General features: G+C 64.9%; 13 protein-coding genes and 1 tRNA gene. 9 read left to right on the top strand and 5 right to left on the bottom strand.

Annotated features, from left to right (window positions below; genetic code table 11):
• The 4 genes from Q1L59_RS10125 to Q1L59_RS10110 form a co-directional block, all read left to right on the top strand.
• A partial coding sequence (locus Q1L59_RS10125) for a DUF1156 domain-containing protein (protein WP_300331713.1) occupies positions 1-2,828 on the top strand: 2,828 nt, incomplete at its 5' end.
• A 21-nt stretch (positions 2,829-2,849) separates the two neighbouring features.
• Entirely contained in the window at positions 2,850-3,155 is a 306-nt protein-coding gene (locus tag Q1L59_RS10120) for a nucleotidyltransferase domain-containing protein (protein WP_300331710.1), read from the top strand.
• A gap of 19 nt (positions 3,156-3,174) precedes the next feature.
• A complete protein-coding gene (locus Q1L59_RS10115) occupies positions 3,175-3,480 on the top strand; it encodes a HepT-like ribonuclease domain-containing protein (protein ID WP_300331707.1) in 306 nt (101 codons plus the stop codon).
• A 7-nt stretch (positions 3,481-3,487) separates the two neighbouring features.
• Positions 3,488-6,838, top strand: a complete 3,351-nt coding sequence (locus Q1L59_RS10110; RefSeq protein ID WP_300331705.1) for a Swt1 family HEPN domain-containing protein — start codon at positions 3,488-3,490, stop codon at positions 6,836-6,838.
• Between the two features lie 194 nt (positions 6,839-7,032).
• On the opposite strand, the gene Q1L59_RS10105 is transcribed toward Q1L59_RS10110, so the two are convergent.
• Positions 7,033-7,126, bottom strand: a tRNA-Ser gene (locus Q1L59_RS10105).
• Positions 7,126-8,418 (bottom strand): aspartate kinase, encoded by a 1,293-nt coding sequence (locus Q1L59_RS10100; protein ID WP_300331702.1) that lies wholly within the window; start codon positions 8,416-8,418, stop codon positions 7,126-7,128. Before Q1L59_RS10100 ends, Q1L59_RS10105 begins: the two co-directional genes overlap by 1 nt.
• A gap of 240 nt (positions 8,419-8,658) precedes the next feature.
• Between Q1L59_RS10100 and Q1L59_RS10095 the strand changes: the two genes are divergently transcribed.
• On the top strand, positions 8,659-8,967 hold the full coding sequence (locus Q1L59_RS10095; protein ID WP_300331699.1) for a transcriptional regulator: 309 nt from the start codon (positions 8,659-8,661) through the stop codon (positions 8,965-8,967).
• A 97-nt stretch (positions 8,968-9,064) separates the two neighbouring features.
• Here Q1L59_RS10095 and recN read toward each other — a convergent pair whose 3' ends face one another.
• Entirely contained in the window at positions 9,065-10,720 is a 1,656-nt protein-coding gene (recN, locus tag Q1L59_RS10090) for a DNA repair protein RecN (RefSeq protein ID WP_300331696.1), read from the bottom strand.
• 23 nt (positions 10,721-10,743) lie between these two features.
• The gene (locus Q1L59_RS10085; RefSeq protein WP_300331694.1) at positions 10,744-11,670 is read right to left on the bottom strand and encodes an NAD kinase; all 927 of its coding nucleotides are present in this window, start codon (positions 11,668-11,670) and stop codon (positions 10,744-10,746) included.
• Positions 11,671-11,747: 77 nt separating this feature from the next.
• On the opposite strand from Q1L59_RS10085, the gene hrcA reads away from it, so the two are divergent.
• From hrcA to Q1L59_RS10070, 3 genes are all read left to right on the top strand, one after another.
• Positions 11,748-12,776 (top strand): heat-inducible transcriptional repressor HrcA, encoded by a 1,029-nt coding sequence (gene hrcA / locus Q1L59_RS10080; RefSeq protein WP_300331691.1) that lies wholly within the window; start codon positions 11,748-11,750, stop codon positions 12,774-12,776.
• The gene (hemH, locus tag Q1L59_RS10075) at positions 12,776-13,879 is read left to right on the top strand and encodes a ferrochelatase (RefSeq protein ID WP_300331689.1); all 1,104 of its coding nucleotides are present in this window, start codon (positions 12,776-12,778) and stop codon (positions 13,877-13,879) included. Before hrcA ends, hemH begins: the two co-directional genes overlap by 1 nt.
• A gap of 143 nt (positions 13,880-14,022) precedes the next feature.
• Entirely contained in the window at positions 14,023-15,084 is a 1,062-nt protein-coding gene (locus Q1L59_RS10070; RefSeq protein WP_300331686.1) for a VCBS repeat-containing protein, read from the top strand.
• Positions 15,085-15,146: 62 nt separating this feature from the next.
• On the opposite strand, the gene Q1L59_RS10065 is transcribed toward Q1L59_RS10070, so the two are convergent.
• Positions 15,147-16,496: a serine/threonine-protein kinase gene (locus tag Q1L59_RS10065; RefSeq protein WP_300331684.1), complete on the bottom strand. Its 1,350-nt coding sequence runs from the start codon at positions 16,494-16,496 to the stop codon at positions 15,147-15,149.
• Positions 16,497-16,673: 177 nt separating this feature from the next.
• Here Q1L59_RS10065 and grpE point away from each other — a divergent pair, with 177 nt between their 5' ends.
• Positions 16,674-17,234 (top strand): nucleotide exchange factor GrpE, encoded by a 561-nt coding sequence (gene grpE, locus Q1L59_RS10060; protein WP_300331681.1) that lies wholly within the window; start codon positions 16,674-16,676, stop codon positions 17,232-17,234.
• Positions 17,235-17,278: the final 44 nt, after the last annotated feature.

Genomic DNA, 17,278 nt, shown 5'->3' with positions numbered 1-17,278 from the left:
GCACCTTGCACCTGTGGTGGGCGCGGCGACCGCTGGCGGCGGCGCGCGCGGTGATCTTCGCGCAGATGGTCGACGACCCGTCGGCGCATCCGGATCTCTTCCCCACCGAGGAGAAGCAGGAGAGGGAGCGGCAGCGCCTGTTCCGCATCATCGAGAAACTGGTCCAGTGGGAGAACACGACCAACGAGTCCGTCCTGCAGCAGGCGCGCGACGAAATCTGGCAAAGCTGGCGCGACACCTGCGCCGAGGTGAGGCAGGGAAGCGGTGCAAGGGAGTCGAGCACGGTCGACGATCGCGCACGGCTGCTCGCGCTCTACGATCCTGACAAGCTGCCGGCTTTTCATGATCCTTTCGCCGGTGGTGGCGCGCTGCCACTCGAAGCGCAGCGGCTCGGGCTGGAGAGTTACGCCAGCGACCTGAACCCGGTGGCGGTGCTGATCAACAAGGCGATGATCGAGATTCCGCCGAAGTTTGCCGGCAGGCCGCCGGTCAATCCGGAAGCGCTCCGCAAGCTGGACGCGACGGGATCGTGGCGGGGAGCGAGCGGCCTCGCCGAGGACGTGCGCTACTACGGCCAGTGGATGCGTGACGAGGCCGAGAAGCGCATCGGCCACCTTTACCCGAAGATCGAGGTCACCGCCGAGATGGCGAAGGAGCAGCCTGATCTGAAGCCGTACGTCGGCCGGCAGCTCACGGTGATCGCCTGGCTCTGGGCACGCACGGTCAGGAGCCCCAACCCGGCCTTCGCACACATCGAGGTGCCGCTCGCCTCGACCTTCATGCTGTCGACCAAGGCGGGCAAGGAGGCGTATGTCGAGCCGGTGATCGAGGAAGACGGCTATCGCTTCACGGTGAAGGTGGGCAAGCCGAGCGATGTGGCAGCGGCGAAGAATGGGACGAAGCTGGCCAGGGGCGCGAACTTCAAGTGCGTGATGTCGGGCGCGCCGATTGCCTCCGACCACATTTACGGCGAGGCTAACGGCGGTCGCATGAGGGCACGGCTGATGGCCATCGTCGCCGAGGGTGATCGCGGACGGGTCTACCTCGCACCGACGTCGGAGATGGAAGCGATCGCACTGACTGCACAACCGGAATGGAAACCGGAAGTGGCCATGCCGGAAAACCCGCGCTGGTTCTCGCCGCCGCTCTACGGCTTGAAAACCTACGGCGACCTCTTCACCCCGCGTCAGCTCGTCGCGCTGACAACCTTTTCCGACCTGGTGCAGGACGCGCGCGGGCGGGTGAAGCGCGACGCTATGGCTGCCGGGCTTCCCGACGAGGGCGAGGCTCTCGCAAGAGGCGGCGGGGGCGCAGTGGCCTATGCGGAAGCGGTCGCGGTGTACTTGGCGTTTGCCGTGGACAGGGTCGTTGATCGCCACACATCAGTAGCGACTTGGGATTCCAGCCCATCTAAACTTCAACTCCGCAACACGTTTGCGCGGCAAGCGATTGCGATGACGTGGGACTTTGGCGAAGGGAACCCTTTCTGCATGTCGTCGGGCACTTGGTCGCCCAGCGTCGAATGGGTTGCAAAGTCACTCGATTTCCTGCCGGGTGTGCCGTCCGGCGTTGCGCTACAGGCTGACGCCTGCACGCAAGACGCTTCCCGTCATCGAGCGGTTTCGACCGACCCCCCCTACTACGACAACATCGGCTACGCCGACCTCTCGGATTTCTTCTACGTTTGGCTCCGTCGCTCCCTGAAGCCTGTATTCCCCGACCTTTTCGCCACGCTGACCGTACCGAAAGCGGAAGAACTGGTAGCTACGCCCTACCGCCACGGCGGCAAGGGAAAGGCCGAGGCCTTCTTCCTCGACGGCATGACCCAGGCGATGCAGCGCCTCGCCGAGCAGGCGCATCCAGCCTTTCCCGTGACCATCTACTATGCCTTCAAGCAGGCCGAAAGCGGCGGGGCGGACGGCACAACCAATACCGGCTGGGACACCTTTCTCGCAGCGGTCATCGAGGCTGGTTTTTCCATCAGCGGCACCTGGCCGATGCGCACCGAACTGGGCAACCGCATGATCGGCTCGGGCACCAACGCTCTCGCCTCCAGCATCGTTCTCGTCTGTCGCCAGCGACCCGCCACCGCACCCACCGCCACCCGCCGCGATTTCATCAGCGCGCTCAAGGCGGAACTCCCGCAGGCGCTGGCGCGCCTGCAGGCCGGCAACATCGCCCCGGTCGACCTCGCGCAGGCCGCCATTGGTCCCGGCATGGCCGTCTATACGCGCTACGCGAAGGTGCTCGACGCCGAAGGCAAAGCGCTGCCGGTGCGCGCTGCGCTGGTGCTGATCAACCAGACGCTCGACGAAGTGCTGGCCGAGCAGGAAGGCGACTTCGATGCCGACAGCCGCTGGGCGCTCACCTGGTTCGAGCAGACCGGCTTTGCCGAAGGCGATTACGGGGTTGCGGAACAGCTTTCCAAGTCCAGGAATACCAGCGTCGGCGGACTGGCCGAAGCCGGCATCCTGCTGTCCCGGGCGGGCAGGGTGCGCCTGCTCAAACCGGCCGAGCTGCCGGCCAACTGGGACCCGCTGACCGACAAGCGGCTCACGCACTGGGAGATCGTGCATCAGCTCATTCGTGCGCTCGAATCCGGCGGTGAGAGCGCCGCCGCCGGATTGGTCGCCAAGCTCGGCAGCAAGGCGGAGACCGCGCGCGAACTCTGCTACCGCCTGTACACGCTGTGCGAGCGCCGAAAGCGCGCCGCCGAGGCAATGGCCTACAACGGTCTCGTGCAGAGCTGGCCGGAGATCGCGCGCCTCGCCGCCGAAAGGCCCCGCGCGGTGCTGCCTGGCACACCCGACCTTTTTGAGCAAGAATGACACGCCGCGAAGGATCGATTGATGAAACGACTGTTGAACCTCGACGAAGAGACGCTGGCTCGCTTCTGCGAAGCGCACCACATTCGCCGCTTGTCGCTGGTCGGCTCGCAACTCAAGGGAACGGCGAGGCCGGACAGCGACGTCGACCTGCTGGTGGAGTTCTTCGCTGAGGCGCGACCGACCTTGCTCGACATGGCGCAGATCGAAATCGAGTTGTCGCAAGTACTCGACGGGCGGAAAGTCGACCTGCGTACCGCAGAGGATTTGCGTCGCTACTTCCGCGACGAGGTGGTTCGCTCGGCCGAGGTGCACCATGTCGCCAGATGATTTCTGGCGGGTTGGCCACATGATCGACGCGGCGAGACAGGCGCTGGCCTTCGTCGAGGGGCGCAAACGTGCGGACCTGGAGGGCGACCCGATGCTGCGCCTTGCGCTGACCAAGGCGCTGGAGATCGTGGGCGAGGCCGCAGCGCAGGTGAGTGAGGCAGGGCGCAGCGAATTTCCCTCGGTGCCCTGGCCGCAGATCATCGGCATGCGCAATCGTCCGGTGCACGCGTATTTCGACATCAATCAGAACATCCTGTGGGATACGGTTCAGCTCGCGCTACCGGGCTTGCTCGAACAATTGCAAGCGGTGCTCGCATCGGAGTAAAAGCATCATGGCCATCACCAACCACGAGCGCGTCGGCAAGGCGCTGGAATTGCTCAAGACCGGCGTGCTGCCGTTCATCGAGCGGGAACTGAAAGCGAAATACGGCAGCGCCTGGGCGTTCGAGGTGAAGGACATCCTCGCCGACACGCGCCTTGCCGCCGGCAAGGGCGAATCGCTGCAGGATGTCGCCGCCTCGCTGGTGGTCATGGACCGCAAGTGGGGCGAGGTTTTTCGCCAGGTTCTCGGCAAGAGCGAGCGCAGCCTGGTCAATGAACTGCTGGCGGTACGCAACGCGTGGGCGCATCAGGAACCCTTTTCCAGCGACGACGCCTACCGCGCGCTGGACTCCGCCGGGCGCCTGCTGGCGGCCATCTCGGCGCCGCAGGCGGACGACGTGGAGAAGATGAAAATGGAACTGTTGCGCGTGCGCTTCGACGAGCAGGCGCGCAGCGAAAAGCGCAAGTCGGCGAGCACGGCCGTCGAGAGCGGCGTCGCCGGCAACCTCAAGCCGTGGCGGGAAGTGGTGATGCCGCACGCCGATGTCGCCAGCGGTCGCTACCAGCAGGCCGAGTTCGCCGCCGACTTGTGGCAGGTGCATCTGGGCGAGGGGAGCGACGAATACCGCGATCCGGTCGAGTTTTTCCGCCGTACCTACCTGACCGAAAGCCTGCAGGCGATGCTGGTCGGCGCGGTAAAACGCCTGACCAGCGGCGGCGGCGACCCGGTGGTGCAGTTGCAGACCAATTTTGGCGGCGGCAAGACGCACTCGATGCTGGCGCTCTACCACCTGTTCTCGGGCATCGCGCCGACCGAGCTGGCCGGCATCGACGAAGTGATGGCCGCCGCCGGCGCGAGCCGGATTCCGCCGGCCCGCCGCGTGGTGCTGGTCGGCAACAAGATCTCTCCGGGCAACCCGGCGACCAAACCGGACGGCAGCGTCGTGCGCACCTTGTGGGGCGAGCTGGCCTGGCAGTTGGGCGGAAAAGCAGCTTTCGCGCGGCTGGCGGCCGACGACGAGCAGGCGACCAGTCCCGGCGACGTGTTGCGCGCGCTGTTCAACGACTACGGCCCGTGCGTGATCCTGGTCGACGAGTGGGTCGCCTATGCGCGCCAATTGCACGACCAGAGCGACCTGCCGGCCGGCAGCTTCGAAACGCAGTTCAGTTTTGCACAGGTGCTGACCGAATCGGCCAAGCTGGCGCGGAACTGCCTGCTGGTGATCAGCCTGCCGGCTTCCGAGACCGCGGCCTCGCCACACGCGCAGGCGAACGATGTCGAGGTCGGTGGAACGCGCGGCCGCGAGGCGCTCGACCGGCTGCGCAACGTCGTCGGGCGCGTCGAATCGTCGTGGCGCCCGGCGAGTGCGGAAGAGGGTTTCGAGATCGTTCGTCGGCGGCTCTTCCAGCCGCTTGCCGATCCGGCGCAGTTCCGCGATCGCGATGTCGTGGCGCGCGCCTTCGCCGACTTCTACCGCGCGCAGCAGGCCGAGTTTCCGCCTGAGTGTCGCGAATCCGACTACGAGAAGCGCATCCGCGCGGCGTACCCGATCCACCCGGAAGTCTTCGACCGGCTGTATGCCGACTGGTCGACGCTGGTCAAATTTCAGCGCACGCGCGGCGTGCTGCGGCTGATGGCGGCGGTGATCCACAGCCTGTGGGAGAAGGGCGAGCGCAATCCGCTGATCCTGCCCGGTAACGTGGCGATCGACGATGCGCGCGTGCAGTCCGAGCTGACTCGCTACCTCTCGGACAACTGGGTGCCGGTGATCGAGAAGGATGTCGATGGGCCGAACTCGCTGCCTTTGAAGCTTGATCGCGACCTGCCCAATCTGGGCCGGGTCTCGGCGTGCCGGCGGGTGGCGCGCGCGATCTACCTGGGCTCGGCGCCAACCACCGCCGCCGCGCACCAGGGGATCGAGGATAGGCGCGTCAAGCTCGGCTGTGCGATGCCGGGAGAATCTCCGGCGGTGTTCGGCGACGCCCTGCGCCGGATGGCTGGCGCCGGCACCTACCTCTACCAGGATGGGCCGCATTACTGGTACTCGACGCAGCCGACGGTGACCAAACTCGCCGAAGATCGCGCCGAGCAATTCAAGCGCAATCCGGACAGGGTGGCGCAGGAGATCGAGAAACGCCTGCGCAAGGAACTGGAGCGCAAGGGCGACTTCCCGCGCATCCACCCGATGCCGGCGACCGGCGCCGACGTGCCGGACGATGTGGACGCGCGGCTCGTCGTGCTCGGCGTCGATCGCCCGTACAGCAAGGAAAGCAATAGCGCCGGCGAGCTGGCGGCCAAGGCGATCCTGGAAGCGCGCGGCAATGCGCCGCGGCTCTACCGCAATACGCTGGTCTTCCTGGCAGCCGACCGAACGCGCCTGCAGGACCTCGACGAGGCGGCACGCAAGTACCTGGCGTGGGAGTCGATCCTCAGCGAGAAGGTGCAGCTCAACCTGACTCCGTATCAGGTCACGCAGGCCGAGACGCAGAAGAGCGCCGCCGATGGCACGGTCACCGCGCGGCTGCCGGAGACCTATCAATGGCTGTTGGTGCCGGCGCAGGGGAGTCCGCAAGCGCCGATCACCTGGCAAGCGCTACGCCTGTCCGGCAGCGATTCCCTGGCCGCGCGCGCCAGCCGGAAGCTGCGCAGCGATGATCTGTATCTGACCACCTTTGCCTCGACACGCCTGCGCCTGGAACTGGAGCGCATCCCGCTCTGGCGCGGCGATCACCTGGCGGTGAAGCAACTGGTCGAGGACTTCGCGGCCTACCCCTACCTGCCCCGGCTGCGCGATGCAAGCGTCTTGCTGCAAGCGATCAATGACGGTGTCGGTCTGCTCACCTGGGCCCAGGACGGCTTTGCTTTCGCCGACCGTTTCGACGACGCGGCCGGTCGCTACCTGGGCCTGCGCGCTGGCCAGATGCTCAAGCTGACCGATGCGCATGCGCCCGGTCTGCTGGTCAAGCCGGACGTGGCGGCCCGGCAGCTCGATGGCGAGCGCGCCGCGCCAACGGTCGCGCGAGTTACGCCAGATGTGCCAACGCCGGGTGCTCCGGGAGCCGTCGCCGTCTCGCCGAGCGGGCGGGGGCAAGACCCAGGAAGGGGGCCTCAGCCGGTAGCCGCCGGGCCGAAGCGTTACCACGGTGCGGCCGTACTCGAGGCCACCCGTGTCGGCCGTGACGCCAGCCGCATCGCAGACGAGGTGATTGCGCACCTGGTCGGACTCGTTGGCGCGCGGGTGACGGTAACGATCGAAGTGGAGGCGGAAATACCCGGTGGCGCGCCGGACAAGGTCGTGCGCACGGTGACCGAGAACGCCCGCACGCTGAAGTTCACCAGCCAGGGGTTTGAGCAGGAGTAGCGCTGGTCCGCGCGGACGGTTCTTCGACCGCCTGGTGCTCGTTCGACGACATGCACGTGGCATCAGCGTATCGGCGCCTGGCGATGCGCTGTCCCACGCGCTGTCCAGCACGCGCCAGCAGATCGATCGGGCAGACCAAGGCGTCGCCTTCCCACAAAAAAAGCCCTGCTTTTACAGGGCTTTTTTTGCGCTTCTGGCGGAGACGAAGGGATTCGAACCCTTGATGCAGGTTTATGCCCGCATGCTCCCTTAGCAGGGGAGTGCCTTCGACCTCTCGGCCACGTCTCCTAGGAGGGAGTGATGATATCGGTTTCGTCGCGACCGGTCAAACTCAACGTCGACTTCTGCGGCTTTTCCAGGCCGAAGGCCTTGTGCAGCGTGCGCACCGCGTGTTCGAGTGATTTCTCGTCGATGACCACCGAGATCTTGATCTCCGAGGTGGAGATCATCGCCATGTTGATGCCTTCCTTGCCGAGCGCGGCAAACATTCGGCTGGCGACTCCCGGGTGCGAGCGCATGCCGACGCCGACGGCCGATACCTTGCAGATCGTCGGATTGCCAGCCACCGAGCGCGCGCCGATCCGCTCCTTGACTTCCTTCAGGATCTTCATCGCTTTGGCGTAATCGTTGCGATTGACCGTGAAGGAGAAGTCGGTGGTACCGTCGTGGCCGATGTTCTGAATGATCATGTCGACGTCGATGTTCGCGTCGGCTACCGGACCGAGGATCTGAAACGCCGTCCCCGGCCGGTCGGGCACACCGAGCACGGTGAGCTTGGCTTCGTCGCGGTTGAATGCAATTCCGGAAATGACAGGCTGTTCCATTCTTTTCTTGTCCTCAATTGTGATCAGCGTACCTGCACAGTCGTCGTCAAAGTCCTCTTCGAAGCTCGACAGCACGCGCAGCTTGACTTTGTACTTGCCAGCGAACTCGACCGAGCGGATTTGCAGGACCTTGGAGCCCAGGCTCGCCATTTCCAGCATTTCCTCGAAGGTGATCGTGTCGAGCTTGCGGGCTTCGGGAACGACGCGCGGGTCGGTGGTGTAGACGCCGTCTACGTCGGTGTAGATCTGGCATTCGTCGGCTTTCAAGGCAGCGGCCAGCGCTACTGCCGAGGTATCGGAACCGCCGCGGCCCAAGGTGGTGATGTTGCCTTCCTCATCCGCCCCCTGGAAACCGGCGACGACGACGACGCTGCCGTCGTTCAGCGACTTGCGAATCTTGTCCTGGTTGATCTTCAGAATTCTGGCCTTGGTGAAGGTGCTGTCGGTCAGCACGCCAACCTGCGGGCCGGTGAAGCTGCGCGCCTGGATTCCTTCGGCGTGCAGCGCGATGGCGAGCAGGGCGATGGTGACCTGTTCGCCGGTTGATGCGATCACATCCAGTTCTCGCGGGTCAGGCGAGGGTGACATTTCCTTGGCCAGAGCAAGCAGTCGATTGGTTTCCCCGGCCATTGCCGAGGGAACAACGACAACCTGATGGCCGCGTGCGTGCCAGCGGGCCACGCGCCGGGCAACATTCCTGATGCGCTCCGTCGAGCCCACCGATGTGCCGCCGAACTTCTGAACAATCAGTGCCATTGCAGATCCAAATGAAAGACCAAAGAATCAGCATTGTAGCGTGTTTGAGCGGCTTGTGGGCGGAAGCTGCCGGGGTTGCGTATGCTGCGGTGTTTAGGCCGATGGTCTAATCAGATGCTGCTTGCAATTCCCCTGCGATGCCTTATAGTGTCTGTTGTATTACCAAGGACATAGCGCGTAGGAGGCGCAGGAGCGGGTTTTCTGCCGATTTGCGTGCGGTAACTGCAAGAAAGGACAGCCATGAGCACCGTCAAAGTCGCTGAGCGGGTCGACCCGCGCGAGATCCGCCGTAGGCTTGGGATGAATCAGCAACAGTTCTGGTCGAAACTGGGGGTTACCCAGAGTGGTGGTTCGCGCTACGAAAGCGGGCGCAACATGCCAAAGCCGGTTCGTGAATTGCTGCGTCTGGTGCACGTCGAGCAGATTGACATCCAGCGTCTGAAGCGTGAGGATTTCGAGGTTGTCGAGTATCTCAAGGCGGAAGACCCTGATCAATTCAAGGCGCTCAGGAAGGCTGCGCGCAACCGGCTGAAGAAGTCTGCAGGCTGATTGCAACCGTCGCCCAGCGGCGGCCAGCGCCAAGCCGCCACCGTCTTACCCCGCAGCCGTATCGCCGCATCCAGCGCGAACAGCGTCGCCGCGTGACCTAGCCCAGGCCGAGCATTTCGCGCGCGTGCTGGCGTGTGATCGCGGTGATTTCAACGCCGCCGAGCATACGCGCAATCTCTTCGATGCGGGCCGATCCCTCGAGCAGCGTCACCTGGCTACGCGCCTGCGCGCCGTCGGCCCGCTTGCTGACCTGCCACTGCCAGTTGGCGCGCGCGGCAACTTGCGGCAGATGGGTCACGCAGAGCACCTGGCGTTGCGCGCCGAGCTCGCGCAGCAGTCGTCCGACGACCTCGGCCACGCCACCGCCGATGCCGACATCGACTTCATCGAAGATCAGCGTCGGAACGCTCGCCGCCTGACTGGTGACGACCTGAATTGCCAGGCTGATGCGCGAAAGCTCGCCGCCGGAGACGACCTTGGCCAACGGACGCGCTTCGCTGCCGGCCAGGCCGCCGACGCGAAACTCGATCTGCTCGAAGCCGCTGGCGCTGCCACCGTCGACCGGCAGGAGGGCGACCTGGAAGCGACCGCCGGCGAGCGCCAGTTGCTGCATGACCTGGCTGACTTCGCCGGCCAGCGTCTCGGCCGCGCGGCTGCGTCCGGCCGACAAACGTTGCGCCAGATCCTCGTAGGTGGTCCGCGTTGCGGCCAGCCGCTCGGCCAGGCCGGCGACATCGACTGCCTCACCCAATGCCGCAAAGCGCTCCTGCCAGCGACCGAGCAGGCCGGGCAGGTCTTCGGGTGAGCAACGGAATTTTCTTGCACAAGTGAGCACGGCTTCGATCCGGCGTTCGATGTCGCTCAAGCGCTGCGGGTCGAGCTCGACCCGGTCAGCGTAGCGCCGAAGCAGCGAGATCGCTTCGCGCAGATTGGTTTGCGCCGACTGCAGCAAGACGGCGACGTCGGACAGCGCCGGGTCGTAATCGGCCAGTTCGCTGATCCGGCTGGCCGCGCCGGCGACCTGCGCCTCGCACGCTGCGTCGCTCTCGGCGAGTACCTGCAGCGACGCCTGCGCGCCTTCGATCAGGCTCGCCGCGTGCGCCAGACGCTTGTGCTCGTCGTTCAGCAAGAGCCACTCGTCGGGCGAGAAGCCGAGTGTTTCAAGTTCCCGAATCTGCCAGCCCAATTGTTCGCGTTCGGCGATCAAGGCCTCGGCGCTGTCTTGCGCCGCGTCGAGGGCGGCTTTCGCCGCGCGCCAGGCGCGCCACGCCTGGCTGACCTCGGCGACCAGCGGGTCGAGCCGGGCATGCCCGTCGAGCAGCGCGCGTTGTGCCTCGCCGCGCAGCAGCGACTGATGGGCGTGCTGTCCGTGAATGTCGACCAGCGTCTCGGCGGCCTCGCGCAACTGCTGGACGGTGACCGGGCTGCCGTTCAGGTAGGCGCGTGAGCGTCCGTTGCTGTCGACGACGCGCCGCAAGAGCAGGCTTCCCGCTGCGCCAAGGTCATTCGCCGCCAGCCATTCGGCGGTTGCCGGCGCATCATCGAGGGCAAACTCGGCGCTCACCTCGCTGCGTGCGGCGCCTGCCCGGATCAGACCGGAATCGGCGCGCTCGCCCAAGGCGAAGGCCAGCGCGTCGACGAGAATCGACTTGCCGGCGCCGGTTTCGCCCGTCAGCGTGCCGAACCCGCCGGCAAAGTCGAGTTCGAGCTGCTCGACGAGAACGAAATCGCGGATGGTCAGGCGGCAGAGCATCGGGCAGTCTTCGCGCAGGCGGACTAGTGCTCTTTCGGCCGCTCGCTCCAGTGCAGTTTCTGACGGAGCATGGCGAAATAGCTGTAGCCGGGTGGGTGCAGGAGGCAGATCGAGTAGGCTGATCGGCGGATTGCCACGTAGTCGCCGCTTTTCAGGTCGACGGTGACCTGACCGTCGAAATGGGCGCGCGAATCGGTTGCATGGACGACGTGAATCTCGATCTCGCACGTGTCGCCGACCAGGATCGGCCGGTTCGACAAGGCGTGCGGGCAGAGCGGTACGAGCGCGATGGCTGACACCTGCGGATGCAGGATCGGTCCGTTCGCCGACAGGGCGTAGGCGGTCGACCCGGTCGAGGTGGCGACGATCAGGCCATCGGCGCGCAGGCGGTAGATGAACTCGCCGTTGATCAGCAGTTCAAATTCGATCATCCGCCCGGTGGCGCCTTTGTCGACGACGATGTCGTTGAGTGCCATGTTGCTGGCGATCGGTCGTCCGTCGCGCAAGACCTCGGCGTCGAGCAACATGCGCGTTTCGGCGACGAAGCGGCCGTCGAGCAGTTCGTCCAGGCAGGCCAGCAGGTCACGTCGCGCGATGTCGGTCAGGAAGCCAAGGCGCCCCTGGTTGACGCCGATCAAGGGCACGCGGTAGCGCGCGAACTGGCGCGCCGCGTTGAGCATCGTGCCATCTCCGCCGACGACGATCGCCATGTCGGAATGCGCACCCAGCCAGGCGAAGTTGCCGCTCGCCCAGGTCCGCAGCTCGATCTGCGAACCGAGATTGAGCGCGGTCTCCTCCTCGATCAGCACGGTCATGCCACGCTCGTGCAGATAGCCGGCGAGCAGGCGAATCGACGCAGCAGCTTCCTGACTGTTGTACTTGCCGACCAATGCAATGGTTCGCGGCAGTGGCGTGCTGTCCGGCGCTGCCCTTGGGAAGGCGTTGTTCATGGGGGGACAATTAAACCACAATTCAGCATCTTTCCGCCGTTCCCCGAGGACGGGCAATTTTTTGTAGAATCGCCGGCATGCTCGACGAACGTGCCCGAACCCTTCTCAAGACGCTGATCGAACGCTACATCGCGGAGGGGCAGCCGGTCGGCTCGCGCGCCTTGTCGCGCTACTCCGGGCTCGACCTGTCGGCGGCCACCGTGCGCAACGTGATGGCCGACCTCGAAGATATCGGGCTGATCGCCAGTCCGCACACCTCTGCCGGGCGCGTACCGACCTCGCGCGGTTATCGTTTTTTCGTCGACAGCCTGCTCACGGTGCGACCGCTCGACCGTGAGAAGATCGATGTCATCGAAGAGCAACTACACCCGTCGCAGCCGCGCCAACTGATCAACAACGCCTCGCACCTGCTTGCCGGGCTGACCCACTTTGCCGGCGTGGTGCTCGCCCCACGCCGGCGGCAGCCGAAGATCCGCCAGATGGAATTCGTCAGCCTCTCGGAAAGGCGGATTCTGCTCATCCTGGTGACGACCGATGGCGATGTGCAGAATCGGCTGCTCTTTCCCGGGCGCGCGTATACGCCAGCCGAGCTGGTCACGGCGACCAACTATCTGAATCAGCACTTCGTCGGCGGCGACTTCGAACAGATCAGCAAGCGTGTCAGTGAGGAACTGCTCGCCTTGCGCGGCGACCTGCAGGCGCTGATGACGGCGGCCCTGGTTGCCGGTGACGAGGTGATGCGCGGGGCGGACGACCGCTATGTCATTTCGGGCGAGCGCAACCTGCTCGAAGTCGAGGAGTTCTCCTCGAACATGCAGCGTCTGCGCGAGCTTTTCGATCTCTTCGAGCAGCGCACGTCGTTGATGCAATTGCTCGATCTTTCGCAGCGCGCGGATGGCGTTCAGATCTTCATCGGCGGTGAGTCCGGGCTGGCACCGCTCGACGAATGCAGCGTGGTGACCGCCGCCTACGAAGTCGACGGCCAGGTAGTCGGTTCGGTCGGCGTGATCGGACCGACCCGCATGGCCTATGAACGGGTGATTCCGATCGTCGATATCACCGCCCGCCTGCTTTCCTCGGCCTTGACCTATCAGGCGACCCGCTGATGCTCAGCGCCCAGCCGGAGCCGCCGCACAGCCATGGTTTGCCAGCGCGCACCGCGGTTCTTCTGATCAATCTGGGGACGCCGGCGGCGCCGACGACCGCCGCGGTACGTCGCTACCTGCGCGAGTTCCTTTCCGATCCGCGCGTCGTCGATCTGCCGCGGGTCGTCTGGTGGCCGATCCTGCACGGCATCATCCTCAATGTTCGACCGCGTCGCTCAGCCGAGAAGTATGCCTCGGTGTGGACGGCAGAGGGCTCGCCGCTGCAGGTGCACGTCGCCCGTCAAGCCAAGCTGCTGCTCGGTTTTCTCGGTCGCGCCGGGCATCGGGTCGTCGTCGATTACGCAATGCGTTACGGCGAACCGTCGATTGGCGCCAGCCTTTCGCGCCTGAAGGCGGACGGCTGCACGCGAATCCTCCTCTTGCCGCTCTATCCGCAATACGCGGCAAGCACCACCGCCGCCGCTTTCGACGCGGCTTGCAAGTGGCTGCAGCAGACGCGCAATCAGCCCGAAATCCGGATGGTGCGCAGCTTTGCCGACGATCCGGGCTACCTGGCCGCGCTCGCGGCTTCGGTGCGCGACCATTGGGCGGCAAACGGCAGACCGGGCGATTCCGGGCGCTTGCTGATCAGCTTTCACGGCCTGCCGCGCAAGGCGTTGGAACGTGGCGATCCTTATTATTGCGAGTGCCAGAAGACCGGCCGTTTGCTCGGCGAGGCGCTCGGACTGCGGCCCGAACAATATGTCATCTGCTTTCAGTCGCGTTTTGGCCGTGCCGAGTGGCTGCAGCCGTATACTGCGCCGACGCTGGAAGCGCTGGCCCGGTCGGGCGTGCGTCGGGTGGACGTGATTTGCCCCGGCTTTCCGGCCGACTGTCTGGAGACGCTCGAGGAAATTGCCAGTGAAGGCAAGGCGCTTTTCCTTGCCGCTGGCGGCAAGGACTATCACTATATTCCCTGCCTCAACGAGCGCGACGACTGGCTGCACGCGCTGACCGACATTGCCGCGCGCCATCTGCTCGGTTGGCCGACGCAAGCCGAGCCCACAAAGGCCGAACTCGAACTGAGCGCTTTGCGTGCGCGCGCTCTCGGTGCGCCGTCCTGAAGCGTAAAGCCCGGGCCGGCAGTCGGCCCGGCTGGCGTCGCCATCGCGGCGCACGCCTATCTCCGGAGCAGCCTCAAGTCGAGGTCCACGCCTGCCGTCTACGGCTTATCGGCAGCGTTCGCCGAATACCGTGGAGATGGCCAATGAGAATCACCGGGACGACATTGCAGGTGGACGCGGATGCGTTCAGGATGGAGCAGCGGGCCGTCAATGAATCGCTGACCGCCAGGTCGGGGACGGCGCGTGCGTTTGGCGAAACACGCGCCGAAGCGCCGCCAACGCTGACCACGGTCGATCTGTCGCCGGCCGGGCAGGCGGCGCAGGCGAGTGAAGCACGCGCGATCGAGGAAAGTCTCGATGCCGTCGACAACGATCCGATGCTGCGCCTGATCCGCGCCTTGCTCGGCTGGTTGACCGGGCGCGAGGTAAAGGTCTTCGATGCCACTGATCTGAACTTCGCAGCGGCGAGCGACGTAGGCGCGACGCAAGCCGCCGCCGACCTACCGGAGCTGCGCGCGCAGCCAGCCGCGGCTGGCGCGCCTTTGGCCTATACGCGGCAGGAGTCTTACACGGAGGTTGAGCAACTCGCGGTCGAGGCCGCGGGCGTCGTGCGCACGAGCGACGGGCGCGAGATCGCCTTTTCGCTCTCCTTGCAGATGAGCCGCAGCTACCATGCCGAGTCGAGCTTCAGCCTGCGCGCCGGCGAGGCGGCGCAGACGAAAGACCCGCTGGTGCTCAACTTTGCTGGGAGCGGCGCACAACTCACCGACCGCCGCTTTTCCTTCGACCTCGATGCCGATGGCGACCATGAAGCCATCCACCTGGCGACGCGCGGCAGCGGCTTTCTGGCGCTCGACCGTAACGGCGACGGGCGGATCAACAACGGCCTTGAGCTGTTCGGCGCTCGCAGTGGCGACGGCTTTGCCGAACTAGCCGCACTCGACAGCGATGGCAACGGCTGGATCGACAGTGCCGACGCGGCCTACGAAGGGCTGCGTGTGTGGAGCCGCAGCGAGAGCGGCGAGGATCGATTGCTCAGTCTGACCGCGGCGGGGGTCGGGGCGCTCAACGTGCACGGCGCGAGCAGCCCGTTCGCGCTGAAAACCAGCGAGAACGCGCTGCAGGGGCTGGTCCGCGCGACCGGACTCTATCTGCGTGAGGACGGCGCTGCGGGAAGCCTGCAACAGGTCGACCTGGCGGTGTGAGCCGCTGGCGTGCGGCGGCCACCCGGCTGACAAGAGGCTTGAGCGGCGCGTCGGCGCGCCGCTTAGAGCAATTCCAGCGGTGGGCTCAAGCCGATTCCGGAAATCGCCGAACTACCCTGGACCGCCGTCTGACCGAGCTTGGCGAGCACCTTGTTGGCCTCGCGCAGGCGCCCGAGCAACTTGCTCAGCAAGACCTTGTTGAAGCGTTCGCGCACTTCGTCGGAACTCAGTTCGAGCGCCGAGCTGTTGATTTCGAGGAACTGGGTCGATTCCAGCGTGACGACGGTGGCGTGTCGCTTGCTGTCGTTCGGATGGAGAAAGGCCATTTCGCCAATCACCTCGCCCGGCCCGAGGCGGCAGATGACGCGCCCGCTTGATGATACCTCGACGAAGCCGTCTACGATGATGCCGAACTTGCGATGGCTGTCGCCCTCGCGAATCAGCGTCACCTTCTCCGAGATTTCCCGCCAGACGCTGATGCGCAGAACCTCCCAGAGTTCGATATCCTCGAATTCGCTGAAGAATTCCAGATTGCGCAGGCGCAGGAAGCGCGCCTCATCCTGCTGCGTCTGATCGTCCTCCATGATCTGATAGCGCACCGCGGAAAGGTCCTTGGCAAAATCCGCACCATTGCGATAGCGGTTGTAAAGGTCCTTCTCGAGCGCTTTCTTGATGATCGGATCGAGTCCTGCCGGCAGATTGGGGTTGAGCGCGCAGACCGACGGCGAGTCCATGTTGATGATCTTGTAGACCAGCGTGGCCGGATTGTTTGCGCGATACGGCAGGCGCCCAGTGAGCAATTGGAAGAGAACGACGCCGAGCGAGTAAAGGTCGGTCTTCTGGTTCAGCGGGTAGTTCTTCACCTGCTCCGGTGACATGTAGGCCGGCGATCCCACGCCCATCACGAAGGTCGAATCCTTTCCCATGTCTTTCAGCAGGTTGAGACCGAGGCCGAAGTCGGTGATCTTGGGATTGTCGGCGCCGTCGATCAGGATGTTGGCTGGCTTGATGTCGCGGTGAACGATTCCCTTGCGAAAAGCGTGGTCGAGCGCCAGACAGCACTTGAAGACGATGCCGATCACCCGGTGCAAAGGCAACAGACGATTGATCGCGCAGAACTTGTCGAGCGCCGTACCTTCGACGAATTCCATGACCAGGTAGGCCTGGTCGGCCTCGACGACCGCATCGTAGACGCGAACGATGTTGGGATGCTCCAGGCGCCGACCAATTGCGTCTTCGGTCTGGAAGATCTTGCGCAGGCGCCTCGACATGGCCGCGCTGTCCTCACCGAAACGGATCAACTTGATTGCCACCTCGCGTGCGGCCGATGGGTCGCGCGCCAGATAGACGTTGGCTGTCGCTCCTTTGCCCAGGAAGCGAACGATCTCGTACTTGCCAATTTTCTCCGCCATGCCTTCCTATGCTCACCCGACAAGGATCAAAACCGCCACCACGATGCGCCGCGCTTCTCCGCGGACGAGATTATGCTTGAAATGGCCGCCCCGATGGGCTGACTGCGCGCGCGAGAAAGCCTTGAAATCCGGTAACTCGTCCCCATATGCCGAGCGTTTTCCCGGAGACCGACAACCATGGATGTGAACGACAAGACAATCGACGAGATTCCCGTCGCCGTTACGGAGTCCGAGGCGGCTGCTGCCGCCCCCGTTGAAGAGGCACCCGCAGACCCTTCGCATGCCCTCGAGGAGGCGCTCAGGCAGGCCGAAGCGAAGGCCGCCGAGCACTATGATTCCTGGTTGCGGGCCAAGGCCGAGACCGAGAACATACGCCGTCGCGCGCAGGAAGACATCGCCAAGGCGGCCAAATTCGCGGCCGAGCGCTTTGCCAAGGATCTCCTGCCGGTCAAGGACAGCCTCGAGGCAGCGCTGGCCAGCGATGCAGCGAGTGCCGAGAGCCTGCGCGCGGGGACCGAACTGACGTTGAAGCAACTGATCGCTGCTTTTGAGAAATCTGCCCTCAGCGAAATCAATCCGCTCGGCGCGAAGTTCGACCCGCATCGCCATCAGGCGATCAGCGTCGTCGAATCGGCCGAGGAAGCGAACACCGTGGTGACCGTCCTGCAGAAAGGCTACCTGCTGGCCGACCGCGTCCTGCGCCCGGCGCTCGTCATCGTTGCCAAGGCGGCGACTTGAAAGCCCTGTCGTAGTCCCCATCTAGGCAGCGTCTTCCGACATTC

It is taken from the genome of Accumulibacter sp. (genome assembly GCF_029255125.1).
In the GTDB taxonomy this organism is placed as follows: Bacteria; Pseudomonadota; Gammaproteobacteria; order Burkholderiales; family Rhodocyclaceae; genus Accumulibacter.
Note: the sequence above shows the minus strand (reverse complement) of the source record. Positions and strands in the feature narration are given on the sequence as shown.

Bases quoted from the DNA above. Each gene is read 5' to 3' on its own strand.
- Q1L59_RS10120 (WP_300331710.1), top strand. From the start codon at position 2,850: ATGAAACGACTGTTGAACCTCGACGAAGAGACGCTGGCTCGCTTCTGC.
- Q1L59_RS10115 (WP_300331707.1), top strand. From the start codon at position 3,175: ATGATCGACGCGGCGAGACAGGCGCTGGCCTTCGTCGAGGGGCGCAAA.
- Q1L59_RS10110 (WP_300331705.1), top strand. From the start codon at position 3,488: ATGGCCATCACCAACCACGAGCGCGTCGGCAAGGCGCTGGAATTGCTC.
- Q1L59_RS10100 (WP_300331702.1), bottom strand. From the start codon at position 8,418: ATGGCACTGATTGTTCAGAAGTTCGGCGGCACATCGGTGGGCTCGACG.
- Q1L59_RS10095 (WP_300331699.1), top strand. From the start codon at position 8,659: ATGAGCACCGTCAAAGTCGCTGAGCGGGTCGACCCGCGCGAGATCCGC.
- recN (WP_300331696.1), bottom strand. From the start codon at position 10,720: ATGCTCTGCCGCCTGACCATCCGCGATTTCGTTCTCGTCGAGCAGCTC.
- Q1L59_RS10085 (WP_300331694.1), bottom strand. From the start codon at position 11,670: ATGAACAACGCCTTCCCAAGGGCAGCGCCGGACAGCACGCCACTGCCG.
- hrcA (WP_300331691.1), top strand. From the start codon at position 11,748: ATGCTCGACGAACGTGCCCGAACCCTTCTCAAGACGCTGATCGAACGC.
- hemH (WP_300331689.1), top strand. From the start codon at position 12,776: ATGCTCAGCGCCCAGCCGGAGCCGCCGCACAGCCATGGTTTGCCAGCG.
- Q1L59_RS10070 (WP_300331686.1), top strand. From the start codon at position 14,023: ATGAGAATCACCGGGACGACATTGCAGGTGGACGCGGATGCGTTCAGG.
- Q1L59_RS10065 (WP_300331684.1), bottom strand. From the start codon at position 16,496: ATGGCGGAGAAAATTGGCAAGTACGAGATCGTTCGCTTCCTGGGCAAA.
- grpE (WP_300331681.1), top strand. From the start codon at position 16,674: ATGGATGTGAACGACAAGACAATCGACGAGATTCCCGTCGCCGTTACG.